The 24501-nt window shown below is 70.7% G+C and carries 22 protein-coding genes, 2 pseudogenes and 1 riboswitch; of the genes and pseudogenes, 18 read left to right on the top strand and 6 right to left on the bottom strand.

Annotated features, from left to right (window positions below):
• The first annotated feature begins 101 nt into the window (after nucleotides 1-101).
• From AB0P41_RS26205 to AB0P41_RS26185, 5 genes and pseudogenes are all read left to right on the top strand, one after another.
• A complete protein-coding gene (locus AB0P41_RS26205) occupies nucleotides 102-461 on the top strand; it encodes a YraN family protein (protein ID WP_356713605.1) in 360 nt (119 codons plus the stop codon).
• Nucleotides 461-2083 (top strand): YifB family Mg chelatase-like AAA ATPase, encoded by a 1623-nt coding sequence (locus AB0P41_RS26200; RefSeq protein ID WP_365934486.1) that lies wholly within the window; start codon nucleotides 461-463, stop codon nucleotides 2081-2083. The genes AB0P41_RS26205 and AB0P41_RS26200 overlap by 1 nt, the downstream gene beginning before the upstream one ends.
• Nucleotides 2080-3275: pseudogene (gene dprA / locus AB0P41_RS26195) on the top strand (DNA-processing protein DprA). The gene AB0P41_RS26200 and the pseudogene dprA overlap by 4 nt, the downstream one beginning before the upstream one ends.
• A gap of 261 nt (nucleotides 3276-3536) precedes the next feature.
• A complete protein-coding gene (gene whiG / locus AB0P41_RS26190) occupies nucleotides 3537-4373 on the top strand; it encodes an RNA polymerase sigma factor WhiG (RefSeq protein WP_356713611.1) in 837 nt (278 codons plus the stop codon).
• Between the two features lie 97 nt (nucleotides 4374-4470).
• On the top strand, nucleotides 4471-5028 hold the full coding sequence (locus tag AB0P41_RS26185; RefSeq protein WP_356713754.1) for a helix-turn-helix domain-containing protein: 558 nt from the start codon (nucleotides 4471-4473) through the stop codon (nucleotides 5026-5028).
• Nucleotides 5029-5183: 155 nt separating this feature from the next.
• On the opposite strand, the pseudogene AB0P41_RS26180 reads toward AB0P41_RS26185, so the two are convergent.
• Nucleotides 5184-5636 (bottom strand): annotated as a pseudogene (locus tag AB0P41_RS26180) (M23 family metallopeptidase); the annotation flags it as partial.
• Nucleotides 5637-5913: 277 nt separating this feature from the next.
• Here AB0P41_RS26180 and rpsB point away from each other — a divergent pair.
• From rpsB to AB0P41_RS26125, 11 genes are all read left to right on the top strand, one after another.
• Complete coding sequence (gene rpsB / locus AB0P41_RS26175) at nucleotides 5914-6858, top strand: 30S ribosomal protein S2 (RefSeq protein ID WP_356713613.1); 945 nt, start codon at nucleotides 5914-5916, stop codon at nucleotides 6856-6858.
• A gap of 96 nt (nucleotides 6859-6954) precedes the next feature.
• Nucleotides 6955-7791 carry a translation elongation factor Ts gene (gene tsf / locus AB0P41_RS26170; RefSeq protein WP_356713615.1) on the top strand — a complete coding sequence of 279 codons (837 nt, stop codon included), beginning with the start codon at nucleotides 6955-6957 and terminating at the stop codon, nucleotides 7789-7791.
• A 158-nt stretch (nucleotides 7792-7949) separates the two neighbouring features.
• Complete coding sequence (pyrH, locus tag AB0P41_RS26165; protein WP_356713617.1) at nucleotides 7950-8723, top strand: UMP kinase; 774 nt, start codon at nucleotides 7950-7952, stop codon at nucleotides 8721-8723.
• A 115-nt stretch (nucleotides 8724-8838) separates the two neighbouring features.
• Nucleotides 8839-9396, top strand: a complete 558-nt coding sequence (gene frr, locus AB0P41_RS26160) for a ribosome recycling factor (protein ID WP_031100531.1) — start codon at nucleotides 8839-8841, stop codon at nucleotides 9394-9396.
• Nucleotides 9396-10484, top strand: coding sequence for a phosphatidate cytidylyltransferase (locus AB0P41_RS26155; RefSeq protein WP_356713619.1), 1089 nt, complete (start codon nucleotides 9396-9398; stop codon nucleotides 10482-10484). Before frr ends, AB0P41_RS26155 begins: the two co-directional genes overlap by 1 nt.
• A gap of 344 nt (nucleotides 10485-10828) precedes the next feature.
• On the top strand, nucleotides 10829-11356 hold the full coding sequence (locus AB0P41_RS26150) for a hypothetical protein (RefSeq protein ID WP_356713621.1): 528 nt from the start codon (nucleotides 10829-10831) through the stop codon (nucleotides 11354-11356).
• Between the two features lie 70 nt (nucleotides 11357-11426).
• Nucleotides 11427-12533: a 23S rRNA (adenine(2503)-C(2))-methyltransferase RlmN gene (gene rlmN, locus AB0P41_RS26145; protein WP_033304082.1), complete on the top strand. Its 1107-nt coding sequence runs from the start codon at nucleotides 11427-11429 to the stop codon at nucleotides 12531-12533.
• Nucleotides 12534-12613: 80 nt separating this feature from the next.
• Nucleotides 12614-12730: riboswitch (TPP riboswitch) on the top strand.
• Between the two features lie 73 nt (nucleotides 12731-12803).
• Nucleotides 12804-13898, top strand: coding sequence for a thiamine ABC transporter substrate-binding protein (locus AB0P41_RS26140; protein ID WP_356713623.1), 1095 nt, complete (start codon nucleotides 12804-12806; stop codon nucleotides 13896-13898).
• Nucleotides 13899-13942: 44 nt separating this feature from the next.
• The gene (locus tag AB0P41_RS26135) at nucleotides 13943-15556 is read left to right on the top strand and encodes an iron ABC transporter permease (protein ID WP_365934528.1); all 1614 of its coding nucleotides are present in this window, start codon (nucleotides 13943-13945) and stop codon (nucleotides 15554-15556) included.
• A gap of 2 nt (nucleotides 15557-15558) precedes the next feature.
• Nucleotides 15559-16614: an ABC transporter ATP-binding protein gene (locus AB0P41_RS26130; RefSeq protein ID WP_356713625.1), complete on the top strand. Its 1056-nt coding sequence runs from the start codon at nucleotides 15559-15561 to the stop codon at nucleotides 16612-16614.
• A gap of 38 nt (nucleotides 16615-16652) precedes the next feature.
• Complete coding sequence (locus AB0P41_RS26125; protein WP_365934482.1) at nucleotides 16653-17105, top strand: SRPBCC domain-containing protein; 453 nt, start codon at nucleotides 16653-16655, stop codon at nucleotides 17103-17105.
• Nucleotides 17106-17121: 16 nt separating this feature from the next.
• Here AB0P41_RS26125 and AB0P41_RS26120 read toward each other — a convergent pair whose 3' ends face one another.
• From AB0P41_RS26120 to AB0P41_RS26100, 5 genes are all read right to left on the bottom strand, one after another.
• On the bottom strand, nucleotides 17122-18240 hold the full coding sequence (locus tag AB0P41_RS26120) for a Rossmann fold nucleotide-binding protein (protein WP_365934480.1): 1119 nt from the start codon (nucleotides 18238-18240) through the stop codon (nucleotides 17122-17124).
• A 34-nt stretch (nucleotides 18241-18274) separates the two neighbouring features.
• The gene (locus AB0P41_RS26115) at nucleotides 18275-19438 is read right to left on the bottom strand and encodes a hypothetical protein (protein WP_365934478.1); all 1164 of its coding nucleotides are present in this window, start codon (nucleotides 19436-19438) and stop codon (nucleotides 18275-18277) included.
• Nucleotides 19420-20157 carry an ATP-binding cassette domain-containing protein gene (locus AB0P41_RS26110; RefSeq protein WP_356713634.1) on the bottom strand — a complete coding sequence of 246 codons (738 nt, stop codon included), beginning with the start codon at nucleotides 20155-20157 and terminating at the stop codon, nucleotides 19420-19422. The genes AB0P41_RS26115 and AB0P41_RS26110 overlap by 19 nt, the downstream gene beginning before the upstream one ends.
• Nucleotides 20158-20383: 226 nt before the next feature.
• Nucleotides 20384-21763 carry an aspartate aminotransferase family protein gene (locus tag AB0P41_RS26105; protein ID WP_356713636.1) on the bottom strand — a complete coding sequence of 460 codons (1380 nt, stop codon included), beginning with the start codon at nucleotides 21761-21763 and terminating at the stop codon, nucleotides 20384-20386.
• Entirely contained in the window at nucleotides 21748-22254 is a 507-nt protein-coding gene (locus tag AB0P41_RS26100) for an Lrp/AsnC family transcriptional regulator (RefSeq protein WP_356713638.1), read from the bottom strand. The genes AB0P41_RS26105 and AB0P41_RS26100 overlap by 16 nt, the downstream gene beginning before the upstream one ends.
• A 162-nt stretch (nucleotides 22255-22416) precedes the next feature.
• On the opposite strand from AB0P41_RS26100, the gene AB0P41_RS26095 reads away from it, so the two are divergent.
• Together AB0P41_RS26095 and AB0P41_RS26090 are read left to right on the top strand one after the other, a co-directional pair.
• Nucleotides 22417-23856 (top strand): gamma-aminobutyraldehyde dehydrogenase, encoded by a 1440-nt coding sequence (locus tag AB0P41_RS26095; RefSeq protein WP_356713640.1) that lies wholly within the window; start codon nucleotides 22417-22419, stop codon nucleotides 23854-23856.
• A 105-nt stretch (nucleotides 23857-23961) separates the two neighbouring features.
• Nucleotides 23962-24468: a hypothetical protein gene (locus AB0P41_RS26090; RefSeq protein ID WP_365934476.1), complete on the top strand. Its 507-nt coding sequence runs from the start codon at nucleotides 23962-23964 to the stop codon at nucleotides 24466-24468.
• Nucleotides 24469-24501: the final 33 nt, after the last annotated feature.

Raw genomic sequence — 24501 nt, 5'->3', positions numbered from 1 at the left:
CTCGTCCGAGTGGCCGGGATATCCACATCGGTCTGGTTGTCCACCAAGATCCAACAGATCGGGCGGGGCACGTCACAGTCGGTGCCGGAGGTGGTGCCGATATGAACGCACGGGGGGCACTCGGGCGGTACGGCGAGGATCTGGCGGCACGGCTGCTGGCGGATGCCGGCATGACTGTGGTGGAGCGCAACTGGCGGTGTCGGGCAGGAGAGATCGACATCGTCGCCAGGGACGGCGACGCGGTGGTCGTCTGCGAGGTGAAGGCCCGCAGGGCGGGCTCCTTCGAGCATCCCATGGAGGCCGTCACACCGGCCAAGGCGGAGCGGCTGCGCAGGCTCGCCGAGATCTGGCTCGAACGGCACGGCGGTCCCCCGCCGGGCGGGGTCCGGATCGATCTGATCGGCGTGATCCTGCCCAGGCGTGGCGCCCCGGTCGCCGAGCATGTGCGGGGCGTGGCCTGATGGGGTTCGCGCGGGCGTGCTCGGTGGCTCTGGTCGGCGTCGAGGGCGTGGTGGTGGAGGTCCAGGCCGATCTGGAGCCGGGCGTGGCGGCGTTCACGCTCGTGGGACTGCCGGACAAGAGCCTCGTGGAGAGCCGGGACCGGGTCAGGGCCGCAGTCGTCAACTCCGGGGCGGAGTGGCCGCAGAAGAAGCTCACGGTGGGCCTGTCCCCGGCCTCCGTGCCCAAAAGCGGTTCGGGCTTCGATCTCGCCGTCGCGTGTGCGGTCCTCGGCGCGGCCGAGCGGATCGACCCCGCGGCCATCGCCGATGTGGTCATGATCGGGGAGCTGGGGCTCGACGGCAGGGTGCGCCCGGTGCGCGGGGTGCTGCCCGCGGTCCTCGCGGCGGCCGAAGCGGGGTACCGGCACGTTGTCGTCCCGGAGCAGACCGCAGGGGAGGCCGCGCTCGTGCCGGGCGTCTCCGTCCTCGGGGTACGGAGCCTGCGCCAGCTGATCGCCGTCCTCGGCGACGAACCCGTTCCCGAGGAGCCGGCCGCCGACCGGGGACGCCCCGACACGATGCTGGCCGGCCTGATGGTGCCCGGAGCGGGCCTGGGCACAGGGCTGGCCTCGCTGTCGGCCGACGGCACGGCGCACCGGCCCGATCTGGCCGACGTCGCGGGCCAGGTCCGGGCGCGCACGGCCCTGGAGGTGGCGGCGGCAGGGGGACACCACCTGCTGCTCTCCGGGCCGCCCGGGGCGGGGAAGACCATGCTGGCCGAGCGGATCACGGCGATTCTGCCGCCGCTCTCCCGGCAGGAATCCCTCGAGGTGACGGCGGTGCACTCGGTCGCGGGCATCCTCCCGCCGGGCGAACCCCTGATCAGCAGAGCGCCGTACTGCGCCCCGCACCACTCGGCGACGATGCAGTCACTCGTGGGCGGTGGCAACGGCCTGCCGCGGCCGGGAGCGGTGTCCCTGGCGCACAGGGGCGTCCTCTTCCTGGACGAGGCCCCGGAGTTCTCCGGGCGGGCCCTCGACGCGCTGCGCCAGCCCCTGGAGTCCGGACACGTGGTGGTCGCACGCGCGGCCGGGGTCGTCCGGCTGCCCGCGCGCTTCCTGATGGTCCTGGCCGCCAACCCCTGCCCGTGCGGCAGGCACACCCTGGCCGGGGCGGGCTGTGAATGCCCGCCGTCGGCGGTCCGCCGTTACCAGGCGCGGCTGTCGGGCCCGCTACTCGACCGGGTGGATCTGCGCGTCGAGGTCGAGCCCGTCGGAAGGGCGGACCTGATGGGGAGCGGCGGTCGCGGGGAGTCCTCCGCCGAGGTGGCCGCCCGGGTGCGGGCGGCAAGGGAGCGCGCCGCCGAACGGCTCGCGGGCACCCCCTGGACCACCAACAGCGAGGTGCCCGGGCACGAGCTGCGGACCAGGCTGGTCGCGGCCCCCGGCGCCCTGATGGCGGCCGAGCGGGACATGGAGCGGGGAATCCTCACCGCCCGCGGCCTCGACCGGGTCCTGCGCGTGGCCTGGACCGTGGCGGACCTGAGGGCCGCCGACCGCCCGGACGCGTCGGACATCGCGGTGGCGCTGGAGCTGCGGACGGGCATCCAGCGGGGGGTCCCGATGCAGGCGGGCGCCCGGTGAACGCCCCACCGGCCCACGGCGAGCCCGAGCGACTGGCCCGCGCCGCCCTCACCCGGGTGTTCGAGCCGGGGACGAGCGCGCCGGCCGCTGGATCCGTGAGATCGGTCCCGTCGAGCTGATACGGCGTCTCACGGCCACGGCCACGGCCACGGCCACGGCCACGGACGCACCGGCGCAGGCGCTGGAGGGGATGACGGCGGCCCGGCTCGCCGGGTACCGCCTGCGGGCGTCGAGTGCCGCCCCCGGAAGGGACCTGGCGGCGATTGCCGCGATCGGAGGGCGGTTCGTCTGCCCCGGTGACCGGGAGTGGCCGAGCCAGCTCGACGACCTGGGGGACGCGCGCCCGATCGGCCTCTGGGTGCGCGGCCGGTCCGACCTGCGCCTCTGGGCGCTGCGCTCCGTCGCGCTCGTGGGCGCCCGGGCCTGCACGCCCTACGGGGCGCACATGGCGGCGACCCTCGCCGCAGGGCTGGCGGAGCGGGGCTGGGTCGTGGTCTCCGGCGCTGCGTTCGGGGTGGACGGGGCCGCCCATCGCGGGGCGCTGGCCGCGGGCGGCGCCACCATGGCGGTGCTGGCCTGCGGGGTGGACGTGGCCTACCCCCGGGGACACGCAGAGCTGATCGGACGCATCGTGGAACAGGGCGTGGTCATGGGAGAGCTGCCGCCGTCGGACCATCCGACGCGCAGCAGATTCATCCTCCGGAACAGGGTGATCGCGGCACTCACCAGGGGCACCGTGGTGGTGGAGGCCGAATACCGCAGCGGCTCGCTGGTCACCGCGAGGAACGCGCAGCGCCTGGGCCGTTTCACGATGGGGGTCCCGGGCCCCGCCACGAGCGGTCTCTCGGCAGGGGTGCATGAACTCCTCCGCGGTGAGGGAGTCCTGGTCACCGACGCCGCCGAGATCTCCGAACTGGTGGGGGAGATCGGTGAGCTGGCTCCGGCCAGAAGCGGGCCCGTCCTGCCCCGGGACCTCCTCGACGCCGCCTCGGCGCGGGTGCTGGACGCGCTGCCGGGGACGGGCGTGATGGAGGGGCGCGACGTGGCCAGAAGTGCCGGAGCGTCCACGGATGAAGCCCTCGGGCGATTGTACGAACTCCACTCACTGGGGTTCGTCGAACGCGAGGGCGACGGGTGGAGGTTGACGCGGGGACGGACACGCAATGGGGACGCGCGGCGAGGCGGTACTTGACCCGGAGCATTCGGGTGAAAAGGTGATGCAGATGGCCCCGGAGGTACCCGGTCAGGCCTCCGGGGGCGGGGTGAACGGTGACGGTCCTCGCCGTCACCCCCGTCAGCTGGAGGGAGAACGGCAAGGGATTTGGTACGCAATCGCACCGCACGGTTCCCTTGTCCTGCGCACACCGCAACGCCTCAGTCACGCTACGCTCACAAGGATTCCGCCCCAGAGACACGTCCCAGCACTTCACAGCAGAACGGCTCAAGGCACCACATGCCCCAGCACACCTCCGGGTCTGACCGCGCGGCAGTACCACCGGCTGCGCGTGGCACTGTGCGTCCTCCCGCGCCCTCCTCCCTCGACGAGTTGTGGCGTTCGTACAAGACCACCGGTGACGAGAGGCTGCGGGAGCAGCTGATCCTGCACTACTCACCGCTGGTGAAGTACGTCGCCGGCCGGGTCAGCGTGGGGCTGCCGTCCAACGTGGAGCAGGCGGACTTCGTCTCGTCCGGGGTCTTCGGGCTGATCGACGCCATCGAGAAGTTCGACATCGAACGGGCCATCAAGTTCGAGACCTATGCGATCACCAGGATCCGCGGCGCGATGATCGACGAACTCCGGGCGCTGGACTGGATTCCGCGGTCCGTGCGGCAGAAGGCACGCAACGTCGAGCGCGCCTACGCCACGCTGGAGGCGCAGCTGCGGCGGACACCCTCGGAGGCCGAGGTCGCCGCGGAGATGGGCATCGCCCTGGAGGAACTGCACGCGGTTTTCAGCCAGTTGTCGCTCGCCAACGTGGTGGCGCTGGAGGAACTGCTGCATGTCGGAGGGGAGGGCGGCGACCGGCTGAGCCTGATGGACACCCTGGAGGACACAGCGGCCGACAACCCGGTCGAGGTCGCCGAGGACCGCGAGCTCAGACGGCTGCTCGCCCGCGCCATCAACACGCTCCCCGATCGGGAGAAGACCGTGGTCACGCTCTACTACTACGAAGGCCTCACCCTCGCCGAGATCGGCAACGTCCTCGGTGTCACCGAGAGCAGGGTCAGTCAGATCCACACCAAATCGGTGCTGCAGCTCCGGGCGAAGCTGGCCGACGCCGGACGCTGAGCCGGAGCGGCTTCGGCCAACCGGCCGCCGACGCGCACCCCCCTTCGAACCGCCGCCGCCGTAGAGTGGAGGGGTGCCCAGGATTCGAGCGGCCTCCGTGGCCGAGCACCGGACCATGCAGCGCGGCGCCCTCCTGGACGCCGCACGCTCCCTGCTGTCCGAGGGCGGTACGGAGGCGCTGACCTTCCCCGCCCTCGCCGAGCGCACCGGCCTCGCCAGGTCCTCCGTCTACGAGTATTTCCGCTCCCGCGCGGCCGTGGTCGAGGAGCTCTGCGCCGTCGACTTCCCGGTCTGGGCCGCCGAGGTCGAGAACGCGATGGAGCGGGCCGGTACGCCCGAGGGCAAGATCGAGGCCTATGTGCGCCGGCAGCTCGACCTCGTCGGGGACCGGCGGCACCGCGCGGTCGTGGCGATCTCCGCGAGCGAACTGGACGCCGGCGCCCGGGAGAAGATCCGTGCCGCGCACGGCGGGCTGATCGCCATGATCGTCGAGGCCCTCGCCGACCTGGGCCACACCGAACCGAGGCTCGCGGCCATGCTCCTGCAGGGCTCGGTGGACGCCGCGGTGCGCAGGATCGAGCTGGGCGCGGCCGAGGAGCCGGGCACCGTGGCGGACACGGCCGTGGCCATGGTCCTGCGAGGCGTCCGGGGCTGAGCGCGCCTCCGGTCCGCCTCCGGGACCGGTACGCCGAACACCGGCAGCAGCCTGGAGGGCCCCCGTCGCAGCAGTGACGGAGGAAGCAGCGACAGTGGATCGAGATAGACGTCTCCGCGCCGCAGCCCCCAGTGCAGACAGCCGGAGGCGCAATGGGACGGCTCCGGCCCGACCGCCCCCACCACCTGCCCCGCGACCACCTCGTCGCCCTCGGAGACCCGCGCCCGCACCGGCTCGTACGTGAAGCGCAGCGGCGGGTCCCCGCTGCCGGACACGTCGACGGAGACCACCCCGCGCCCCGCGACCGGCCCCGCGAAGGCGACCCGGCCAGAGGCCGCCGCCAGCACAGGCGTCCCCGGCGGGGCGGCGAGGTCGACCCCGCGGTGACCAGGCGCGTACGGACCGGCGGGCGGCTCCCAGCCCCGTACGACCAGGGGCCGGCCCGCGAGCGGCCAGACACGGTCGCCGGCCGGAGGCGGCGTCGCCCAGGCTCTCGCGGAGGGCGGGCCCAGCAGGACGGCGAGCAGCGCTGCGGGCAGTACGGCGAGCAGGACGGCCACCCGCGCGGGACGCGGCCGACCGGTGGTTTCTCCAGGTGAGCGGCACATGACGCAACGATCTCCCGCAGGCCCGTTCCGTGGGGATCATGACCCGGATCTGTGGACGGCCGAGGGGTTGTGGACATCGCCGTCACCCTGGACCCGGCGGGTCCCGTACACTTCTTCTGGCGATCCGGGTCACCGGGTCGACTTCGCACGCCCCGCCACCTCCCTCTCTGCGGACGGTGGCCGCGCTCCTCGGTCCTTCGTGGCACGGCGCGTCGGGGCGTCAGGCGCGACAGCAATCCTGCGGTCGCGAAAACCGAGTACCTCAAGGAGTACGGCCATGGCCGTCGTCACGATGCGGGAGCTGCTGGAAAGCGGCGTCCACTTCGGTCACCAGACCCGTCGCTGGAACCCGAAGATGAAGCGCTTCATCTTCACCGAGCGCAACGGCATCTACATCATCGACCTGCTCCAGTCGCTGTCGTACATCGACCGCGCCTACGAGTTCGTCAAGGAGACCGTCGCCCACGGCGGCTCCATCATGTTCGTGGGTACGAAGAAGCAGGCCCAGGAGGCCATCGCCGAGCAGGCGACGCGCGTCGGCATGCCGTACGTCAACCAGCGTTGGCTCGGTGGCATGCTCACCAACTTCTCCACCGTCTACAAGCGCCTTCAGCGTCTGAAGGAGCTCGAGCTCATCGACTTCGAGGACGTGGCCGCCTCCGGCCTCACCAAGAAGGAGCTCCTGGTCCTCTCCCGCGAGAAGGCCAAGCTGGAGAAGACCCTCGGTGGTATCCGCGAGATGCAGAAGGTGCCGAGCGCCGTCTGGATCGTCGACACCAAGAAGGAGCACATCGCCGTCGGTGAGGCGCGCAAGCTCCACATCCCGGTCGTCGCGATCCTCGACACCAACTGCGACCCCGACGAGGTCGACTACAAGATTCCGGGCAACGACGACGCGATCCGCTCCGTCACCCTGCTCACCCGCGTGATCGCCGACGCCGTCGCCGAGGGCCTCATCGCCCGTTCCGGTGCCGCCACCGGTGACTCGAAGCCGGGCGAGAAGGCCGCCGGCGAGCCCCTCGCCGAGTGGGAGCGTGACCTGCTCGCGGGCGACAAGAAGGACGACGCCGAGGCCACGGCCGAGGTCCAGTCCTCGGTCGAGACCGAGAAGGACGCCGACGAGGACGCCAAGCCGGCCGCCGTCGCCGCCGAGCAGGACGAGGCCCCGGCTGCCGAGGCCCCCGCCGCCGAGGCTCCGGCCGCGGACGCCGAGCAGGCCTGACACCCGTCAGTCACGGCTGAATGACGGCGGGGGCCGGTGCACCGGCCCCCGCCGTTCACCCGTAGATCTTTCAGACTTCGAGAGAGAAACAGACTCATGGCGAACTACACCGCCGCTGACGTCAAGAAGCTCCGCGAGCTCACCGGCGCCGGCATGATGGACTGCAAGAAGGCGCTCGACGAGGCCGACGGCAACGTCGACGGCGCCGTCGAGGCGCTTCGCATCAAGGGCCAGAAGGGCGTCGCCAAGCGCGAAGGCCGTTCCGCCGAGAACGGTGCCGTCGTCTCCCTCGTCTCCGAGGACAAGACGTCCGGCGTCCTGCTCGAGCTGAAGTGCGAGACGGACTTCGTCGCCAAGGGTGACAAGTTCCAGGCCGTCGCCAACACGCTGGCCGCGCACGTCGCCGCGACCTCCCCGGCCGACATCGAGGCGCTCCTCGCGTCCGAGATCGAGGCCGGCAAGACCGTCCAGGCGTACGTGGACGAGGCCAACGCCAACCTCGGCGAGAAGATCGTCCTGGACCGCTTCGCGCAGTTCACCGGCGACTACGTCACCGTGTACATGCACCGCACCATGCCCGACCTGCCGCCGCAGATCGGTGTCCTGGTCGAGCTGGACAAGGCCGACGCCGACCTGGCCAAGGGCATCGCCCAGCACATCGCCGCCTTCGCCCCGAAGTACCTCTCCCGCGAGGACGTCCCGGCCGAGGTCGTCGAGGCCGAGCGCCGCGTCGCCGAGGAGACCACGCGCGCCGAGGGCAAGCCCGAGGCCGCGCTCCCGAAGATCGTCGAGGGTCGCGTCAACGGCTTCTTCAAGGAGGCCACCCTCCTGGGCCAGCCGTACGCGCTGGACAACAAGAAGTCCGTCCAGAAGGTCCTGGACGAGGCCGGTGTCACCCTGAAGCGCTTCACGCGTATCAAGGTCGGCATCTGAGTCCGTCCGCGAACAACGGTGGACCCCGATAGGGTCTGGTGCAGTCGACGGCCGCACTCAGCCGGACGACCGCAGATCTGACGAGGAGGCCATTGCCGCTGAGGGACAACAGACCCACCGGCAATGGCCTTCTTCGTATGTGCACGAGGAGAATCTCCATGAACAAGGGCGCGGACGCCACACAGGGTGACCACAAGCGCGACGACGCGGTTTCCGGGCGCTTCATGCTGAAGCTGTCCGGCGAGGCCTTCGCCGGTGGCGGCGGACTCGGAGTCGACCCCGACGTCGTGCACGCCATCGCCCGCGAGATCGCCGCGGTCGTACGCGACGGAGCGGAGATCGCGGTCGTCATCGGCGGCGGCAACTTCTTCCGTGGCGCCGAGCTCCAGCAGCGCGGCATGGACCGGGCGCGGTCCGACTACATGGGCATGCTCGGCACGGTCATGAACTGCCTGGCGCTGCAGGACTTCCTGGAGAAGGAGGGCATCGACTCGCGCGTCCAGACGGCCATCACCATGGGCCAGGTCGCGGAGCCGTACATCCCGCTCCGTGCCGTGCGGCACATGGAGAAGGGACGCGTCGTGATCTTCGGAGCAGGCATGGGCATGCCGTACTTCTCCACCGACACGACCGCCGCGCAGCGCGCCCTGGAGATCGACGCCGAAGCGCTGCTGATGGGGAAGAACGGTGTGGACGGTGTCTACGACTCCGACCCGAAGGCCAACCCCGACGCGGTGAAGTTCGACGCCCTGGAGTACGGCGAAGTGATCGCCCGGGACCTCAAGGTCGCCGACGCCACCGCCATCACTCTCTGCCGTGACAACCAGCTCCCGATCCTCGTCTTCGAGCTCACCACGGAGGGCAATATCGCCCGCGCGGTGAAGGGTGAGAAGATCGGCACGTTGGTGAGCGACCGGAGCACCCGGGCCTGACGGCCCAGAAGATGGACAACGGCCTGCCGGTCGGACACCGTGCAGGTGAGGACGCGACGCAGGATCCGCAGGACCCGACGATGCCGGGTCCGCTCAAGACACGCAGGAGCACGTGGTGATCGAAGAAATCCTCCTCGAGGCCGAGGAGAAGATGGAGAAGGCCGTCGTGGTCGCGAAAGAGGACTTCGCCGCGATCCGGACCGGCCGTGCGCACCCGGCGATGTTCAACAAGATCGTCGCCGACTACTACGGCGCGCTGACCCCGATCAACCAGCTCGCCTCGTTCTCGGTCCCCGAACCGAGGATGGCCGTGGTGACCCCGTTCGACAAGACGGCACTGCGCAACATCGAGCAGGCGATCCGCGACTCCGACCTCGGTGTCAACCCGAGCAACGACGGCAACATCATCCGCGTGACGTTCCCCGAGCTCACGCAGGACCGCCGCAAGGAGTACATCAAGGTCGCCAAGACCAAGGCCGAGGACTCCAAGATCTCGATCCGCTCCATCCGCCGCAAGGCCAAGGAGTCGCTCGACAAGCTCGTCAAGGACAAGGAGTCCGGCGAGGACGAGGTCCGCCGCGCGGAGAAGGAGCTCGACGACACCACCGCGAAGTACGTCGCGCAGGTGGACGAGCTGCTCAAGCACAAGGAAGCCGAGCTGCTCGAAGTCTGATGAACGACTCTTCCTGGGGCGCCCCGCAGGGAGCCGGCTACTGGAGCGCGCCCGAGATGGGGGGCGCTCCGGCGGGTCCTGCATACGATGTGCACGGCGCCCAGCAGACTCGGCCCATGCCCATCGTGCCGGACGTTCCCGACGCAGGTAGAGACGCTGACGACCGCGACGACCGGAGCGGGGACGCCGCGCGCGTCAGCGGCCCCCTGTTCCGTGACGAGAAGCCGCAGGAGCCCATGTCCACCCCGCTGCCGTCGCCCCCGCCGCAGAAGAAGCGTGCGGGGCGTGATCTGCGTGCCGCCATAGGGGTCGGTCTCGGGCTCGGCGCGCTCGTGGTCGGCTCCCTGTTCATCGTGAAGGCAGTCTTCGTCGGCGTGGTCGTGCTGGCGGTGGTGGTCGGCCTCTGGGAGCTCACGTCCCGCCTCAAGGAGCGCAAGGGCATCAACGCTCCGCTCGTGCCGCTCGCCGTCGGCGGCGCCGCGATGGTGGTCGCCGGTTATGTGCGGGAGGCGGAGGGCGCCTGGGTCGCGATGGCTCTCACCGCCCTCGCGGTGCTCGTGTGGCGGATGACGGAGCCGCCCGAGGGGTACCTCAAGGACGTCACGGCGGGCGTCTTCGCCGTGTTCTACGTGCCGTTCCTGGCGACGTTCGTCGCGATGATGCTCACCGCGGACGACGGCGCCTGGCGTGTGCTGACCTTCCTCCTGCTGACCGTGGTCAGTGACACAGGCGCGTACGCCGTGGGCTGGCGGTTCGGCACCCACAAGCTGGCACCCCGCATCAGCCCCGGGAAGACCCGCGAGGGCCTGTTCGGCGCGGTCGGCTTCGCGATGGTGGCCGGCGCCCTGTGCATGGAGTTCCTGATCGACGGCGGGAGCTGGTGGCAGGGCCTGTTGATGGGCCTCGCCGTCGCCGCCAGCGCCACGCTTGGGGACCTCGGTGAGTCCATGATCAAGCGGGACCTGGGGATCAAGGACATGGGCACGCTGCTGCCCGGTCACGGCGGCATCATGGACCGGCTCGACTCGCTGCTGCCGAGCGCCCCGGTCGTCTGGCTGCTGCTGGTGCTGTTCGTCGGATCCGGCTGAGCGGAGCGACGACTTCCCGAGTGGCTCTTCGACGGGGCCCGCTGTCCACACGGACAGCGGGCCCCGTCCGTGTCTGCTCAACGACGTCGGGGAAGCTTCCAGCCGTTCTTGCGGAACCGTAGGAACAGGAACAGTCCGAACAGGACCCACACCGCCAGGAACGCCCACCTGAACCACGGAGGGCCCTCCCAGCGACCGGCGAGTTCGGCCGCGACCAACACCTCAGAAGTCATGGGCTCCGTATGCCCCCCGGCGGCAAGGACACCCGTGTGCGGGGTGAGTCGGTCACGGTGGGGTACCCGGTGGGCGACAGAGAGTGTGCCGTCGCTTTCGAGGAGGACGCCGTGCGTGCGTCGAAGCTCTGGCTCGACCGTAGTCTCGCCGCGCAAGCGGTGCTGATCTTCGTCCTCGGAGTGGGGGCGAACGCCCTGTTCCGCCGGGACGGGCACCTCGGCTGGTGGGTGATCCAGACAGCGGTCTTCACCGCCGTCGCCATCGGCATCGTGGCCGCCCAGCGTCGCAGGACCGGCCGTGCGGCCGGCATCGACCCCCGCGGGATCGCCGAGCTGAACCGCCGGATCCGGCACCGTGAGGTGCCGAGCGATCCCGAGGAGCGGGCGACCATGCAGAAACTGGTCGCCGAGCAGTTGGGGAAGATGGAGCGGGGCGGCCGGTGGCTGCCGTACTGGCTGGGCTGCATGGGCCTGATCGCGGCCGGCATGCTCGTGCTCGGAATCGTCGCCGGCTCACTGACCGCCCCGCTGATCTTCGTCGCCGGGGTGGCGGTGTTCTGCTCCTGGGGCTACTGGATGCGCCGCCGCGCCCTGGAACTCCACCGCCACATGCGGTCCGCCCTGCGGAACCACTGCTGACGCCGGCCGTGACCGCCCGGTCCTCCGGCGGACCTGAGTACCTCGGCGTGTCTGCGACACTGGAAGAACCATGCCTAAGCCCGGAGAACTCACTTTCGTCGCGCCCCGTGGAGCCAAGCGGCCGCCGCGGCACCTCGCCGACCTCACCCCCGACGAGCGCAAGGAAGCAGTCGCCGCGACCGGCGAGAAGCCCTTCCGTGCCAAGCAGCTGTCGCAGCACTACTTCACGCGGTACGCGCACGACCCGGCGGAGTGGACCAACATCCCGGCCGCCTCACGGGACAAGCTCGCCGAGGCGATGTTCCCCGACCTGATGTCGGTGATGCGTCACATCAGCTGCGACGACGACACCACCCGTAAGACGCTCTGGAAGCTGCACGACGGCACGCTCGTCGAGTCCGTCCTCATGCGCTACCCGGACCGGGTGACCATGTGCATCTCGTCACAGGCCGGCTGCGGGATGAACTGCCCGTTCTGCGCCACCGGGCAGGCGGGGCTCGACCGCAATCTGTCGACCGCCGAGATCGTGCACCAGATCGTGGACGGCATGCGGGCCCTGCGCGACGGCGAGGTCCCGGGTGGGCCTGCCCGGCTGTCCAACATCGTCTTCATGGGCATGGGCGAGCCGCTCGCCAACTACAAGCGAGTGGTCGGGGCGATCCGTCGGCTGACGGACCCGGAGCCGGACGGCCTCGGGCTGTCGCAGCGCGGGATCACCGTGTCCACGGTGGGCCTGGTGCCGGCGATGCTGCGCTTCGCCGACGAGGGCTTCAAGTGCCGCCTCGCGGTCTCGCTGCACGCCCCGGACGACGAGCTGCGCGACACCCTCGTCCCCGTGAACACCCGTTGGAAGGTCCGTGAGGTCCTGGACGCCGCGTGGGAGTACGCGGAGAAGTCGGGTCGCCGCATCTCCATCGAGTACGCGCTCATCCGTGACATCAACGACCAGGCGTGGCGGGGCGACCGGCTGGGCCGGCTGCTCAAGGGCAAGCGGGTCCACGTCAACCTCATCCCGCTGAACCCGACCCCGGGCTCGAAGTGGACCGCCTCGCGGCCCGAGGACGAGAAGGCGTTCGTCGAGGCGATCGCCGCCCATGGTGTGCCGGTGACCGTCCGGGACACCCGCGGCCAGGAGATCGACGGCGCCTGCGGGCAGCTGGCGGCGTCCGAGCGCTGAGGAGGCACCACGGACGACGGGCACTATCCGGCCGGTAGGGCGTGATCCGGCCGGTGTAGCCTGGCCGGGAAATCAACTTCATATTCCGACAGGGGAGCGCCACAGCGCTGAGAGTGCGGCACCGAGGACAGGTCGGCCGCAGACCCTCTGAACCTCGCCCGGGTCATTCCGGGTAGGAAGTTCGGACCTTACTCAAGCTGTTGCGCCCTGCCCGCTCGCCGAGCGGGCAGGGCCGCGTCTCTTCCTGGTCACCTCCAGGAGGAATTCACCATGAACACCACGACGAAGTACGCGGCGACCGCTCTCGCCGCCGCACTCGGCGTCACCGCGCTCGCGGGCTGCGGCGGCTCCGAGGACAAGGCGTCCGACGACACGGGGGCCGGCTCCAAGACCGTCACCCTCGTCAGCCATGACTCGTTCAACGCCTCGGACGCCGTCCTGAAGGCGTTCACCGCCGAGACCGGCTACAAGGTCAAGGTACTCAAGAGCGGTGACGCCGGGGCAGCGCTCAACCAGGAGATCCTGACCAAGGGCTCCCCGCGCGGCGACGTGTTCTTCGGCGCCGACAACACCCTGCTCTCCCGGGCCCTGGACAACGGCCTGTTCACACCGTACGAGGCGAAGGGCCTGGACCGCGTCTCGGCCGACACGCAGCTCGACGCGGACAAGCACCGGGTCACGCCCGTCGACACCGGCGACATCTGCGTCAACTACGACAAGAAGTACTTCGCCGACAAGAAGCTCGACCCGCCGAACTCCTTCGACGACCTGCTGAAGCCCGCGTACAAGAACCTCCTCGTCACCGAGAACGCCGCGACCTCGTCGCCCGGCCTCGGCTTCCTCCTCGGCACCGTCGCCGCCCACGGTGAGAGCGGCTACCAGGACTACTGGAAGAAGCTCAAGAGCAACGGCGTCAAGGTCGTCGACGGCTGGGAGCAGGCATACAACGAGGAGTTCTCCGGCTCCGCGGGCGGCAAGAAGGCCAAGGCCGACCGGCCGCTCGTCGTCTCGTACGCCTCCAGCCCGCCCGTCGAGGTGTTGTACGCCGATCCGAAGCCCGCCGAGGCCCCGACCGGTGTCGCCACCGGCACCTGCTTCCGCCAGATCGAGTTCGCCGGCCTGCTGGACGGCGCGAAGAACGAGGCCGGCGGCAAGGCCCTGCTGGACTTCCTGATCAGCAAGCGGTTCCAGGAGGACATGCCGCTGAACATGTTCGTGAACCCGGTGGTGAAGGACGCGAAGCTGCCGGAGCTCTTCACGAAGTTCGGTGCGGTCGTCGACAAGCCGGCGACCGTCGCTCCGGAGAAGATCGCCAAGAACCGTGAGCAGTGGGTCCAGTCGTGGTCCTCGCTCGTCGTGAAGTAGTCGCGCGGCCCCCGTGGAGGGGGAACGCGGTGCGGCTCGGCCTCATGGCCGTGCCCGTCGCGTTCTTCGCGCTGTTCTTCGCCTACCCGGTCGTCGCGATCGTCGGCCGGGGCCTGAAGACGGACGGAGCCTGGCAGTTCGGCCGGATCGGCACGGTGCTGAGCCGGCCGGACATCATCGACGTCCTCTGGTTCACCACCTGGCAGGCCCTCGCCTCGACCGCTCTCACCCTGCTGATCGCGCTGCCCGGCGCCTATGTCTTCGCCCGCTTCGACTTCCCCGGCAAACAACTGCTGCGTGCCCTCGTGACCGTGCCGTTCGTCCTGCCCACCGTCGTCGTGGGCACGGCGTTCCTGGCGCTGCTGGGACGCGGCGGGTTCCTCGACGAGCTCTGGGGAATCCGCCTCGACACGACCGTGTGGGCGATCCTGCTCGCCCATGTGTTCTTCAACTACGCGGTCGTCGTACGGACCGTCGGCGGCCTGTGGTCCCAGATGGACCCCCGCCAGGAGGAGGCCGCCCGGGTGCTCGGGGCCGGCCGCCTCGCCGTCTGGCGGCGCGTGACCCTGCCCGCGCTCGCCCCGGCCGTGGCCGCGGCGGCCCTGATGGTCTTCCTCTTCACCTTCACCTCCTTCGGGGTCGTCCAGATCCTCGGCGGCCCGGCCTACTCCACGCTGGAGGTGGAGATCTACCGGCAGACCGCGCAGCTGCTCGACCTGCCGACGGCCGCCGTACTGACGCTGGTGCAGTTCGCCGCGGTCGGCGGGATCCTCGCCGTCCACACGTGGACCGTACGGCGCCGTGAGACCGCGCTGAAGCTCGTCGATCCGGCGCAGACCTCCCGCCGCCCGCACGGAGCAGGGCAGTGGGCGCTGCTCGGCGGGGTGCTGCTGACCGTCCTGCTGCTGATCGTGGTGCCGCTCGGCGTACTGGTGGAACGCTCCCTGGACACCTCGGGCGGCTACGGCTTCGGCTTCTACCGCGCGCTGCAGTCGGCCGACGCGAGCGGCTCCACCTTCCTGGTCCCGCCGCTCGACGCCATCGGCAACTCCCTGCGTTACGCGCTGGTCGCGACGCTGATCGCCCTCGTGGTCGGGGGTCTCGCCGCGGCTGCACTGACCAGAAGGGCAGGCCCGCTGGTACGCGGTTTCGACGCCCTGCTGATGCTTCCGCTCGGAGTGTCGGCGGTCACCGTCGGCTTCGGCTTCCTGATCACGCTCGACAAGCCGCCGCTCGATCTGCGTACGTCCTGGATCCTCGTGCCGCTCGCCCAGGCACTGGTGGGCGTCCCCTTCGTCGTACGGACCATGCTGCCCGTCCTGCGCGCGGTGGACGACCGGCTGCGGGAGGCCGCGGCGGTGCTCGGCGCGTCGCCGCTGCGGGCCTGGCGGGAGGTCGACCTGCCGCTGGTGCGGCGGGCGGTGCTGGTGGCGGCGGGCTTCGCCTTCGCCGTGTCGCTCGGTGAGTTCGGCGCGACCGTGTTCATCGCACGCCCCGACAACCCCACCCTGCCGGTCGCCGTCGCCCGGCTGCTGGGGCGGTCGGGCGAGCTCAACTACGGGCAGGCGATGGCCCTCAGCACGATCCTGATGCTGGTCTGCGCGGTGTCGCTGCTCCTGCTCGAACGTATCCGTACCGACCGATCCGGGGAGTTCTAGAGATGCTGACAGTGGAGTCGGCCACGGTGCGGTTCGGGAAGCGGACGGCCCTGGACGCGGTGGACCTGCAGGTCGCCGACCACGAGATCGTCTGCGTGCTGGGCCCGAGCGGCAGCGGCAAGTCGACGCTGCTGCGGGCCGTGGCCGGGCTCCAGCCCCTGGACGGCGGGCGGGTGTTCCTGGACGGCGCGGACCAGGCACGGCTTCCGGTGCACCGGCGCGGGCTCGGACTGATGTTCCAGGACCACCAGCTCTTCCCGCACCGGGACGTCGGCGCCAACGTCGCCTTCGGACTGCGGATGCACGGCGTCCCCCGCCCGGAGCGCGACCGCAGAGCCGCTGAACTCCTGGACATGGTCGGCCTGCCCGGGGCCGGGCGGCGGGCCGTCGCCGCCCTGTCCGGCGGCGAACAGCAGCGGGTGGCCCTCGCCCGGGCCCTGGCACCACGCCCGAAGCTGCTGATGCTGGACGAACCGCTGGGCCAGCTGGACCGGAGCCTGCGCGAACGGCTCGTCGTCGAACTGCGCACCCTCTTCGGCCGGCTGGGCACCACGGTGCTCGCCGTCACCCACGACCAGGGCGAGGCATTCGCGCTCGCCGACCGGGTCGTGGTCATGCGGGACGGCCGGATCGCCCAGGCGGGCACCCCGCTGGAGGTCTGGCAGCACCCCGCGTCGGCGTTCGTCGCCCGCTTCCTCGGCTTCGACAACCTGGTGGACGCCACGGTCACGGGCACGGCCGCCGACACCGTCTGGGGCAAGGTCCCGGTGCCCGAGGACTCGCCGCAGGGCGCGTGCGAGCTGCTCGTGCGGCCGGGCGGCGTCCGGATCGGCGGCCCCGGGGAAGGCCTGCGCTGCACGGTGGGCGTACGCACCTTCCGCGGCCACCACGTCACCGTCACCCTGCACCCCGACGACGGGCCGGCCCTGGAGGCGGAGTGCTCCCTGCGGGACACCCCGGAGGAGGGGGCCACCGTGGGCGTGACCTTCGACCCGGCTGAGACGGTGGTTCTGCCCCCGGCCCGAACCCTCCGGGTGGCGGCCGGTCCCCGAGCCTGATCCTCTGGACAGGGACATCCGGAAAGGAACCAGGGACCATGGCTGACTCAGCGCGCGAGGGCATCGACATCACCCGCGTCGTCGCGGCGCGCCGCGACCGTGTGTTCGAGGCATGGACGGATCCCGAGGACTTCGCCGCCTGGTACGGAGGCGACGCCGACGTGCCCCTCGACCGGATGTCGATGGATGTCACGCCTGGCGGCGAATGGAGCCTGGTCATCGTGGTGCCCGGTGCGGAGATGCCCTTCCACGGTGTCTACCAGGAGGTGTCCGCCCCCGAGCGGCTCGTGTTCACGCTCGAGGACGGAAGCGCGCCCGCCGGCACCGAGGGCGAGACCGTCACGGTCACCCTCACGGAGCGGAGCCGGAACTCCACCGAGATGGTCTTCCGGCAGAGAGGCGGCCATCTCACCCCCGAGCAGTACGCGGCGGCCGAGGACGGCTGGGAGGCGTTCTTCGACGCCCTCGACACCCGGCTCGCCGCCGGCTGAGCCCGTCGGGGCCGGGTCAGCCCGCCAGCCGGGCGAGCGCCCCGGCCGCCTCCTCCACCGTGTCCACGAGCGCGATGCGGGACTCCATCGCCCGGCCCGCCGCGAGCGCGCTCAGCAGCGGCCAGGCGGGCAGCTTCTCGGTCCAGTGCGCGCGGTCGACCAGGACCATCGGCGTGGGCGCGGAACGCGACTCGTAGTAGTTCGGCGTCGCGTTGTCGAAAATCTCCTGCACCGTTCCCGCGGCCCCCGGCAGGAAGATCACACCCGCGGTCGAGCGGGCCAGCAGCCCGTCCTCGCGCACCGCGTTCGCGAAGTACTTGGCGACGTGGTCGGCGAAGGCGTTCGGCGGTTCGTGGCCGTAGAACCAGGTGGGGATCGCGACCGAGGACCCTCCGTCGGGCCAGCGCTCCCTCACGGCGAAGGCGGCCATGGCCCAGTCGGTGACCGACGGGCTGAACGACGGCGCCGAGGCGAGGAGTTCGCAGGCCTTCAGCAGCATGGCGTCGGAGTGCGGAGCCGCGTACGCGCCGAGGTTGGCCGCCTCCATGGCGCCCGGCCCGCCGCCCGTCGCGACGGTCAGCCCGCTGCGCGCCAGATCCCTGCCGAGCATGGCGGCGCCACGGTACTCCTCGGAGCCGCGGGCCATCGCGTGGCCACCCATCACGCCCACCACACGGGCGCCGGTGAGGTGTTCGTCCAGCGCGTCGGAGACCGCGTCGTCGTGCAGCGCCCGCAGCATCGAGGCGAAGACGTCGCCGTTGGTCCTGGTCAGCTGGAACCAGCCGTACGCCCGCGCGTCGGGGGTCGCGGCGTAACCGCCCTCCGCCAGGCCCTCGTACAGGGCGTCGGGGGTGTAGAGCAGCCCGCGGTACGGGTCGAAGGGGAGGCCGGGCACCGGCGGGAAGACGAAGGCCCCGTCGGCGCGTATCTTCGCCTCGGCGCGCGGCTCCACGCGACAGCCGAGGAAGACGGCGCCCCGGGTGCCGGTCGCGAGCAGCGCGTCGCTCCGGTCCGTCAGATCGACGGCCTGGATCCGGTGGCCGGCCAGGTTTCCTGCCGCGACTGCCTGGTCGAATGCGGTGAGCGTCTCGATCTCGACGCCGGGTGCGTAGGTGTACTCGTCCGGTTTCTCCACGCCGCCATGCTACGTACCGCCCCGGCGGCCGAGGTCACTCCGTCAGAGGCAGTGCCGCCAGCTCCGCGATCGCCCAGGTCAGCGGGGCGAAGACGGCCAGCAGCACCAGCGCCCGCAGGGCGGCGGCCATGCGGAGCGAGGAGGCCGGGGCGCCGAGCCGCAGCAGGGTCCTGGCCGTACGGGCACGGGCCTGCCGTGCCTCGAGCGCGGTGGTCAGCAAGGTCGCCACGGTGCAGCCGATGACGAGTACGGCGCCGAGCGCGGTGAGCGGACCGAAGGGACGGTCCCCGCCGGTGTAGAGCACGGAGGCCGCGATCACCCCGGACAGCACCGCGCAGACGATTCCCAGCGGGCGGCCGATCCTGCACGCCTCGTCCATCAGGACCCGGCCCGCCAGCAGCCGTACGGCCCCCGGGCGCACCGCCTGGAGCAGCCGTCCGCACAGATGGGTGAGACCCGGCCCCGCCATGGCCAGGCCGATCGCGGTGAGGATCCAGCCCGCGAGCACGGCCGCCGGGGTGGAGTCGAGCCGGCCCGGCAGGGGGAACGGGCTGCCCGCCGAGCCCCGGCTCGCGTACGCCTCGACCGCGAGCCCGGCCGCCGTGAGCGCGACCCCCCACGGCAGCCCCTTCGGCACCGGGGCGGGCGCGAGGTCCTCCTCGGCCTCCTGGGCGTCGGACGGGGCGACCGGCCTGGAGCGCAGCGCGAGCCCGCCGGCCGCGGACGAGGCCAGCGGCACCAGGGCCAGCAGGGTGAGGGCCGCGGCGAGGGGCAGCGGGGTGCCCGCGCCCAGGAACTCGGCCGCGCCGCCGTCGAAAGGCAGGCCGGTCAGGTCGCCACGCAGGTGGAGGAAGAAGAGCAGCGCCACCACCGAACCCAGCGTGGTGGAGACCGCGGTCGAGATCGCCGCCAGCAGGGCGAGCCGCGCCGGTCCGAGGCCGGCGGCGAAGAGCCCGGGGCGAGGGCGGGTGCTCGGGTCCGTACGCGCGACCGCCACCGCGAACTGCACGGTCGCCGCGAGGGGAACGGCGCACCACAGCAGCCGCAGCACGGAGCTCGACGTGTGCGCCGGGTGCCCGGAGGCGTACCCCAGGGTGCACAGGAGCAGGAAGCCCACCCCCGCCGATGCGGCGGCGAGGAGCAGCCGCCGCATCAGGACCAGGGGGTGCGAGCCGCGGGTCAGACGGAGAGCGAGCACGCCGAGCGGCCTTCCGTATCGGCCGCGGCGGGCAGGGAGACGGTGGTGACGCGGCGGCCGTCCAGGAGGCCGACCACACGGTCCGCGAGCCGGGCGATCTCCGCGTCGTGGGTGGCGAGCACGACGGTGATCCCGTGCGACCGTGCCGCCGTGGTGAGGGTGCGCAGGAGCTGGGTGCGCTCGGCGTGGTGCAGCGTCGCGGTCGGCTCGTCCGCGAAGATCACGGACGGCGACCCGGCCAGGGCGCGGGCCACGGAGATCCGCTGGCGCTGCGACTGGAGCAGGGTGTGCGGCCGCTTCTTGGCGAGCGGGCCGATGTCCAGGCGCTCCAGCCACTCCATGGCGGCCTTCTTCGCCGCCCGGTGCGAGACGCCCCGCAGCAGCAGCGGCAGGGCGGCGTTCTCCCAGGTGCTGAGCTCGGGCACGAGCTGGGGCTCGGCCGCGATCCAGCCGAATCTCTCCCGGCGGAGCCGTTCGCGCAGCCTGGGGCCCATGGTGTGCACGGGCACGCTGTTGAACCAGACCTCGCCCTGCTCGGGTACCAGCTGTCCGGAGAGGCAGTGCAGCAGCGTCGACTTCCCGCACCCGCGAGGCCCGGACACGGCGAGGACCTCGCCGTCGCGGACACCGAGGGAGACACCACCGAGCCCCGGTGATCCGTTGTGGGAGTGGTGCAGGGAACGTGCCCAGATCACGTCGTTGTCGGGCGGGGCCACCATGGCGTACACCTCGGTTCGGATCAGATTTCCTGTCCCCGGTAACGGGGGGACGAATACAACGAGAAAGAAGCCGATCGGTCACTCGGCACGCTAGGCAGCCGGAGCGAGGTGTCGGGACAGTACGCGGCCCGGACGCCCCCCTTCTCACTCGAACGGGTGCATCCGGGCCGCGTGTGGTCCGTATGAAATGACTGCCGGAAGCTCCGGGAGCGGCAGCCGGTGTCGGTCAGAGCTTCGCCCAGGCCTCCGTCAGGACGCCGCGCAGAATGCCCTCGATCTCGTCGAAGGTCGACTGGTCGGAGATCAGCGGAGGGGCGAGCTGGACGACCGGGTCGCCGCGGTCGTCGGCCCGGCAGTAGAGGCCGTTCTCGTACAGCGCCTTGGAGAGGAAGCCGTACAGGACGCGCTCGGTCTCCTCGTCGGTGAACGTCTCCTTGGTGGCCTTGTCCTTCACCAGCTCGATGCCGTAGAAGAAGCCGTTGCCGCGGACGTCGCCGACGATCGGCAGGTCGTGCAGCTTCTGCAGCGTCGTCAGGAACGCGTTCTCGTTGTCCAGGACGTGCTGGTTGAGACCCTCGCGCTCGAAGATGTCGAGGTTGGCGAGCCCGACCGCGGCGGAGACCGGGTGGCCGCCGAAGGTGTAGCCGTGCAGGAAGGTGTTGTCGCCCTCGTAGAACGGCTCGGCCAGCCGGTCGGAGATGATGCAGGCACCGATGGGGGAGTAGCCCGAGGTCATGCCCTTGGCGCAGGTGATCATGTCCGGCACGTAGCCGAACTTGTCGCAGGCGAACATCGTGCCGAGGCGGCCGAAGGCGCAGATGACCTCGTCGGAGACGAGCAGCACGTCGTACTTGTCGCAGATCTCGCGGACCCGCTGGAAGTAGCCGGGCGGGGGCGGGAAACAGCCGCCGGCGTTCTGCACGGGCTCCAGGAAGACCGCGGCGACGGTGTCCGGGCCCTCGAAGAGGATCTCCTGCTCGATCTGGTCGGCGGCCCAGCGGCCGAAGGCCTCCGGGTCGTCACCGAAGAGCGGCGCGCGGTAGATGTTGGTGTTCGGCACCTTGTGCGCGCCCGGCACCAGCGGCTCGAACGGGGCCTTGAGCGCGGGCAGCCCGGTGATCGACAGGGCGCCCTGCGGGGTGCCGTGGTAGGCGACCGCACGCGAGATGACCTTGTACTTGGTCGGCTTGCCCTTGAGCTTGAAGTACTGCTTGGCCAGCTTCCAGGCCGTCTCCACGGCCTCACCGCCGCCGGTGGTGAAGAAGACCTTGTTGAGATCGCCCGGGGCGTAGTCGGCGAGCCGCTCGGCGAGCTCGACGGCCTTGGGGTGGGCGTAGGACCACACCGGGAAGAAGGCCAGCTCCTGCGCCTGCTTGTACGCCGTCTCGGCGAGCTCGTGACGGCCGTGTCCGGCGTTGACGACGAACAGGCCGGAGAGGCCGTCGAGGTAGCGCTTCCCCTTGTCGTCGTAGATGTAGGTGCCCTCGCCACGCACGATGGTGGGAACGGGCGCGTTCTCGTAGTCCGACATGCGGGTGAAGTGCATCCACAGGTGGTCGTACGCGGTCCGGCTGAGGTCCTTGCTCACGGCTATCGGGTTCCCCACATATAGGTCTGCTTCTTGAGCTTGAGGTAGACGAAGCTCTCGGTGGAGCGCACTCCGGGAATGGCCCGGATGCGTTTGTTGATCGTCTCCAGCAGGTGGTCGTCGTCCTCGCAGACGATCTCCACCATGAGGTCGAAGGAGCCCGCGGTCATCACCACGTACTCGCACTCGGCCATGGCCGACAGGGCCTCGGCCACGGGGTCGAGGTCGCCCTCGACGTTGATCCCGACCATCGCCTGACGCCGCAGACCCACGGTGAGCGGGTCCGTGACGGCGACGATCTGCATCACGCCCTGGTCCAGCAGCTTCTGCACGCGCTGGCGTACGGCGGCTTCGGAGAGGCCCACGGCCTTGCCGATCGCGGCGTACGGCCGGCGTCCGTCCTCCTGGAGCTGCTCGATGATTGCGAGGGAGACGGCATCGACCGCTGGTGCCGATCCGTTCCCGGTCCTGGAGTCTGCGCTGCGACTGGCCACATCTCCACTGTGCACCGAGCCTCGTCTGTCTGGCAAGCCCGAACCGATGAAATTCGTTGTCTGAGGGTCGCAATCTCACTGAATCCGAAGTTCGTGGCGGGTGGGTATGTCGAAAGCGTCACCCAACCGTCTAGGGTGGGAGTCTCACCCATCGGACAGCCGACAGGAGGGGTGGTTGTGACCACCGAGGTGCGCCGTCTGCGCAACTACATCGACGGAGAGTTCCGGGACGCCGCGGACGGGCGGACCATCGACGTGGTCAACCCGGTGACGGAAGAGGTCTACGCGACCTCGCCGCTCTCCGGGCAGGCCGACGTCGACGCCGCCATGGCCGCGGCCGCCGCCGCGTTCCCCGCCTGGCGCGACGTGACGCCCGCCGAGCGCCAGAAGGCACTGCTGAAGATCGCGGACGCCTTCGAGGAGCGGGCCGAGGACCTGATCGCGGCCGAGTCCGAGAACACCGGCAAGCCGCTGGGGCTCACGCGTACGGAGGAGATCCCGCCGGCGGTCGACCAGATCCGCTTCTTCGCGGGCGCCGCCCGGCTGCTCGAAGGCCGTTCGGCCGGTGAGTACATGGAGGGCCTCACCTCCATCGTCCGCCGCGAGCCGGTGGGCGTCTGCGCCCAGGTCGCGCCGTGGAACTACCCGCTGATGATGGCCGTGTGGAAGTTCGCCCCGGCGCTCGCCGCGGGGAACACGGTCGTCATCAAGCCGTCCGACACCACTCCGGCGTCGACCGTGCTGATCGCCGAGATCATCGGGCAGATCCTGCCCAAGGGCGTCTTCAACGTCATCTGCGGTGACCGCGAGACCGGCCGCGCGATGGTCGAGCACCCGACCCCGGCGATGGCCTCCATCACCGGATCGGTCCGGGCCGGCATGCAGGTCGCCGAGTCCGCGGCCAAGGACGTCAAGCGGGTCCACCTGGAGCTCGGCGGCAAGGCGCCCGTCGTGGTCTTCGAGGACGCCGACATCGCCAGGACCGTCGCGGGCGTCTGTGAGGCGGGCTTCTTCAACGCGGGCCAGGACTGTACGGCCGCCACCCGCGTCCTGGTCCACGAGTCGATCCACGACGAGTTCACCGTCGCGCTCGCCAAGGCCGCCGCCGACACCAAGACCGGCATGCCGGACGACGAGGACGTGGCGTACGGTCCGCTCAACAACGCCAACCAGCTGAAGCAGGTGAGCGGCTTCATTGAGCGGCTCCCCGCCCACGCCAAGGTCGAGGCGGGCGGCCACCGGGTCGGCGACAAGGGCTACTTCTACGCGCCGACCGTCGTCTCCGGTCTGAAGCAGGACGACGAGATCATCCAGAACGAGGTCTTCGGACCCGTCATCACAGTCCAGTCCTTCACCGACGAGAAGCAGGCCGTCGCGTACGCCAACGGCGTCGACTACGCGCTCGCCTCCTCGGTGTGGACGACGAACCACTCCCGCGCCATGCGCATGTCCAAGAACCTCGACTTCGGCTGCGTGTGGATCAACACCCACATCCCGCTCGTCGCCGAGATGCCGCACGGCGGGTTCAAGAAGTCCGGCTACGGCAAGGACCTCTCCGCGTACGGCTTCGAGGACTACACCCGGATCAAGCACGTCATGACGTCGCTGGACGACTGATCCGCGTACGTCGATCACCACGGCCCCGGGCATCCACGCCCGGGGCCGTCGGCGTCCCCCGGACCCGGTTTTTGAACGTGTTCATGATGGGCGTACGCTGCGACCATGAGCGAGCGAGCCCTCTTGCGGCGCATACGCGTGTGGTTGGTCGTCTTCATCGTCTGTCTGGTGCTCAGCGGGCTGACCGCCTTCCCGCTGGTCACCGAACTCCGCTGGACGGAGAGCCTGTTGCAGTCCTCCGCCTCTCCCGTCCCCGAGCACTTCCCGGCCCTCATGGAGTGGATCACCCGGGTCAGGACCGGCCTCGACGAGGCCGACGCGAACTACCCCTTCGTCCTGTACGGCACCGACTGGCTGGCCTTCGCCCACCTCGTCATCGCGGTCGCCTTCTACGGTCCCTACCGTGACCCGGTCCGCAACATCTGGGTGATCGAGTTCGGGATGATCGCCTGTGCCGGAATCATCCCGCTCGCCCTGATCTGCGGGCCGATCCGGGACATCCCCTTCTGGTGGTCCGTCATCGACATGTCCTTCGGGGTCTTCGGGGTCATCCCGCTGCTCGTCGTCCGCCGCATGATCAAGCGCCTGGAGGCGGCGACCGTGGCGGCGTGACACCCGCCGGCCGGAGGGGCCCCGAAGGCCGCC

It is taken from the genome of Streptomyces sp. NPDC079167 (assembly GCF_040686735.1).
GTDB lineage: Bacteria > Actinomycetota > Actinomycetes > Streptomycetales > Streptomycetaceae > Streptomyces.
The sequence above is the reverse complement of the archived record's forward strand: the minus strand, read 5'-3'. Positions and strand labels throughout refer to the sequence as shown.